The following is a 4,045-nucleotide window of genomic DNA, read 5'->3' as shown; positions in this document are numbered from 1 at the left end:
GCGTTCTCTTTGTTGTTGTCTGAGATGTGACCATTTTTTATTTGTTTGACGGATTTGTCCATTAACTTTTATATGATTTTTCATAGACAAGCCTCCTATTACTGTCAAAGCGAATATATAACTATCGTAGCACACTAAATTCAGAAAAGGGAAAGAATCCCCTAGTGAAGATTTCTGTGTTTTTTATTTTTAATTTCGGTACGTGAAATTATTTATATTTGGCTAAAAAAAGCCCCTATAAATGGGGCTAATTATTTTACAAGATATTGTTGTACTTCTTTTATTAGTAGCTCTGCACCTTCTGGGCTTAATGTAATCTTGCCGTTTGCAAGAGAAATATTCTTATCAGATACTTCTCCTGTTATTGCACAAGCACCATTCGCTTCATATTTTTTTAAGATGATTTTTTCACCTTCTACATAAATCTCTAACGGTGTCTTTTCTTGTATTGCTAGCGTGCGTCTTAATTCCATTGGTATGACTATACGTCCTAATGGATCTAATTTTCGCATTACTCCTGTTGATTTCATGAAACCTCTCCCTCATATAATCTATAGCTCTATATTTTATACCCTATGACATTTCTCATTGTAACAAGCTTTCTCCAAAGATTGAAAACATTATAAACCAAAAGCTTACAATCATAATAACAATCTCTTTACACCTTTGTGAAAAGGGATACTGTGTTTCTTCCATCTATCGATTCCTCCTTTTGTACAAAGATCTCCCCCATTAAAATGGTAAATCGTCGTCCGAAATATCAATTGGTTGACCTGAATTAGAGAATGGATCATCATTCTTTTTAAATCCAGAATTACTAGATTGATTAAATGAGTTCGAACCTTGATTACCAAAACTAGCTCCTACTGGCTGTTGATTAAATGAATCACGTTCTCCTCCACCACTATTACGTGGCTCTAAAAATTGTACGCTCTCTGCAACCACTTCTGTCACATATACGCGTTTCCCGTCTTGCCCCTCATAATTACGTGTCTGAAGACGACCATCTACACCAGCTAAACTACCTTTCTTTAGATAGTTTGCTACATTCTCAGCTTGTTTACGCCAAACAACCACTGAAATAAAGTCAGCTTCTCTTTGTCCCTGGTTTGTGAACGGTCTATTCACAGCTAGTGTAAATGTTGCGACCGCAACCCCATTTGGCGTGTAACGCAAATCAGGGTCCTTAGTAAGACGACCAACTAAAATTGTACGATTGAGCACAGTAATTTCCCCCTTAATAATTTTATAAGTATTATAGAACCTTTGTATGTGCTAAAATAACTAACGAAGGAAATGGACGAGATTTCCTTTGCTTTACGATCACTTAATACATAGCCCTTTGTTTGCTTTTTGCAAATGAAGGGTTTTTATTTTGCATATTTATTGTTATTTTCTAAAATGGCTAAACGAATTAATTTTAACTTCGTATCTTTGCTCAGTACTCCCCATTCAGATACATCAATTTTCATTTGCTATTCCTCCCATCCATCATTTCATTACACTAAATACACTGATAAAGAACTTTTATCCTCTTCATGTACATGCAAAGTATAATCTTTTCCTGTCGCTTCCAATGCTCCAAATAGCATCTTTTGATACCTAACATCCGCTATATCCATATCTACTTCACCATGATTCATGAGGTATTTTAGATCCATCATCATTTTTTTGATTTTCTTTTCCAATACCTTCACTCCCTCAAATAGTAATATTAGTGATATCACTTATATTGCCATTGTATTACTCGTTTTTCCAGTTGTCAATATAAGTAATATAACTTATAATACTTTTTATAAAGGAGTGATACTTATATGGCGATAAATAGAGATAAAAACACACCCGTTTTAGTTACAATTCCGAATGAACAATTAGAAAAAATCGAGAATTTTTGGCATGATAACAAACTAAAAAGTCGTAATGAAGCCATTCGTCAGCTCATAGAAAAAGGGTTAAGTCAAAAATAGTGACTTCCCTTTTTTATTTTGCTTGAAAATACACAGAATAGATTTAAGCTTCTTAAAACCTCCTATATTAAAGAATAAATCATCCGAGGCTAATTACATTAGATTGGATGTTAAAATTCCATACAAGCGAATTTGAGAAGTCGTTTTTGTTCAAAAATACAATTATCAACTGAGAAATGGAAATACCTTACTAAATGCGAAATAGAGCTGAAATTTTTCCAGCTCATGCGTTAATTCGTTCCGTATGCGTACAAGAAGGAAATTGAGAACAACCAAAAAACTTATTATCATTTTTCTTTGAATATCGAATGACTAATTGATTTTTACAAACCGGACATTTCCGTTCTGCTGGATTGACTTGCTCATACACATCTTTCGCTTTTTGTTCTGGATTCACTTTATTAATCAAATTCTGAAGTTCAAAACGATCAATAAGTTTCACCTGGCATGCTTTTGCTAACTCTTCTGCTTGTTTCGTATAAAAACTATTGGTCACAATCCATGCCTCATCAGCCTTGTAGTATGCTTTTCCTGCATACACCTCTTGTACAGCCCGAATCCCAACTCGATTCTTTATCCCATATCGTTTCGCCTGGATTACAATGCGATTTCTCCCTTTTAATATGACGTCCACACCGTAGTCACAAGAACGTTTTGTGACCTCTGGACGGTACCCAAGTTCTCGAAAGAGTGCTTTTAAATATACCTCAAATTGAAACCCATCCATTTTATCTATAAACTGAATATCTGACTTCGCCATACGCTTTAATACTCTTATCTCTTGGATGGTTCGGTGAACAAACATATAAGTACGAAAGAGAACATAAAAAATAAAAACATACATCAAAGCCTGTATCATGCTAGATACAGGCACAACTGGTATAAGTTGCCCGACTGGCAGATTAGACACTATGTTCCATCTCCTTTTTCTGTATTGGTACCATTCTTTTCTTTTGTTGTCCTTGCGGTTGCATATGAGGTTGTTGCTGTTTTTCTGTTGATTGTATGACCGCCTTCAGTACATCATTCCAATCTTTCTCCTGTGATGGAATATGCATTTGGACACGTGGTGTAATCGTTAAGGCTCCCATTTTTTCCGTAAATTCTTTCCCCGCTTTATCATTATCTACTGCGAGGACAATTCGATTCACGAGAAGTCCTTCATCTTTCGCCTCTTTAAATGTACGTAAAACTGTCTTCATTTTCAGACCATTCATACTGACAAGCCTTGCATTTTGTAGGCGGTTTTGTTGTAACGTCCAATACGAAAGAAGGTCAATTGGGCTCTCAAAATAATAAATGGATGTTGGTTTTCCAACATCCACCATAAATCCCGTATGCGGTTTTCCATTCGGCAAAATTTGTTTAAAAGAACCTCGCTTATTTTCCATCTTAACCGTCCCTTGACGCTCCGCACCTACTACATTTCCTGTTCCACCTTGTTCCCGCCATTTAAACACTACATTCTTCTTTTTATCTTGTGCAATCAAGTCTTGACCAATCAACCAATTTACTAAACGAGCGTCAATCTTCCGTTCATCAGTTAAATAGTGCTTAATGGCTTGTTTATCCTGGACTTCTAGATGCCCTGGATAACGAAAGGGCTCATCTTGTTTCGATTCTTCTTCCTTAGAAGATGTAAAAGTAGGATAATCACCAAAATTCACGTCTCGAACTGCTTCTTGAAAAGTCATACCATAGTACATTCTAGCAAAGCTAATCGCTCCATATCCCTTCTCTCCCCGGCTATTCCATGCATACATATTGTCACGAATTAACAAGCTATCGTGCTCCGTATGTCGATAATAGTTTCCCTCTTTTTGAAATTTCTCCCCTTTAGCTTCTAAATACGACAACAAATCCACATCTTTTGCTTTCATGACTTCCTCCTCTGCCAGTCGATATGTCATGTTGGCACCTCCCCTTGTTGTGAATGGTTTCAAGAATAAAAAAAGAGAACTGTTTGTATCAGTTCTCTACATCATTTATTTTCCAAATAAGAATTTTAATCGTTTTTCTTGCGTGCTATAAGATAAACGAGCATCAAATTTCTTCCCATTATTTTTGGACTCAACCCC

At 35.8% G+C, this 4,045-nt stretch carries 6 protein-coding genes and 1 pseudogene; 1 reads left to right on the top strand and 6 read right to left on the bottom strand.

Annotated elements, in window-relative coordinates; genetic code table 11:
* From BPMYX0001_RS28675 to BPMYX0001_RS28660, 4 genes and pseudogenes are all read right to left on the bottom strand, one after another.
* A pseudogene (locus BPMYX0001_RS28675) lies at positions 1-84 on the bottom strand (transposase); the annotation flags it as partial.
* 167 nt (positions 85-251) lie between these two features.
* Positions 252-530, bottom strand: coding sequence for an AbrB/MazE/SpoVT family DNA-binding domain-containing protein (locus BPMYX0001_RS28670; protein WP_006097646.1), 279 nt, complete (start codon positions 528-530; stop codon positions 252-254).
* A gap of 202 nt (positions 531-732) precedes the next feature.
* Entirely contained in the window at positions 733-1,224 is a 492-nt protein-coding gene (gene ssb, locus BPMYX0001_RS28665; RefSeq protein WP_006097645.1) for a single-stranded DNA-binding protein, read from the bottom strand.
* A gap of 275 nt (positions 1,225-1,499) precedes the next feature.
* Entirely contained in the window at positions 1,500-1,697 is a 198-nt protein-coding gene (locus BPMYX0001_RS28660; RefSeq protein WP_003203279.1) for a hypothetical protein, read from the bottom strand.
* Positions 1,698-1,814: 117 nt separating this feature from the next.
* Between BPMYX0001_RS28660 and BPMYX0001_RS33560 the strand changes: the two genes are divergently transcribed.
* Positions 1,815-1,967, top strand: coding sequence for a ribbon-helix-helix domain-containing protein (locus BPMYX0001_RS33560; RefSeq protein WP_006097643.1), 153 nt, complete (start codon positions 1,815-1,817; stop codon positions 1,965-1,967).
* 223 nt (positions 1,968-2,190) lie between these two features.
* Here the strand turns inward: BPMYX0001_RS33560 and BPMYX0001_RS28655 are convergent, their stop codons facing one another.
* On the bottom strand, positions 2,191-2,877 hold the full coding sequence (locus BPMYX0001_RS28655; RefSeq protein ID WP_371400322.1) for a restriction endonuclease: 687 nt from the start codon (positions 2,875-2,877) through the stop codon (positions 2,191-2,193).
* A complete protein-coding gene (locus BPMYX0001_RS28650) occupies positions 2,870-3,877 on the bottom strand; it encodes a DUF3991 and toprim domain-containing protein (protein ID WP_033799558.1) in 1,008 nt (335 codons plus the stop codon). The genes BPMYX0001_RS28655 and BPMYX0001_RS28650 overlap by 8 nt, the downstream gene beginning before the upstream one ends.
* Positions 3,878-4,045 lie beyond the last annotated feature (168 nt).

Source organism: Bacillus pseudomycoides DSM 12442 (assembly GCF_000161455.1).
Taxonomy (GTDB): Bacteria; Bacillota; Bacilli; order Bacillales; family Bacillaceae_G; genus Bacillus_A; species Bacillus_A pseudomycoides.
Note: the sequence above shows the minus strand (reverse complement) of the source record. Positions and strands in the feature narration are given on the sequence as shown.

What these genes read in the sequence shown, in the direction of transcription:
- BPMYX0001_RS28670 (WP_006097646.1), bottom strand. Translation starts at nt 530, where the DNA reads ATGAAATCAACAGGAGTAATGCGAAAATTAGATCCATTAGGACGTATA.
- BPMYX0001_RS33560 (WP_006097643.1), top strand. Translation starts at nt 1,815, where the DNA reads ATGGCGATAAATAGAGATAAAAACACACCCGTTTTAGTTACAATTCCG.
- BPMYX0001_RS28650 (WP_033799558.1), bottom strand. Translation starts at nt 3,877, where the DNA reads ATGACATATCGACTGGCAGAGGAGGAAGTCATGAAAGCAAAAGATGTG.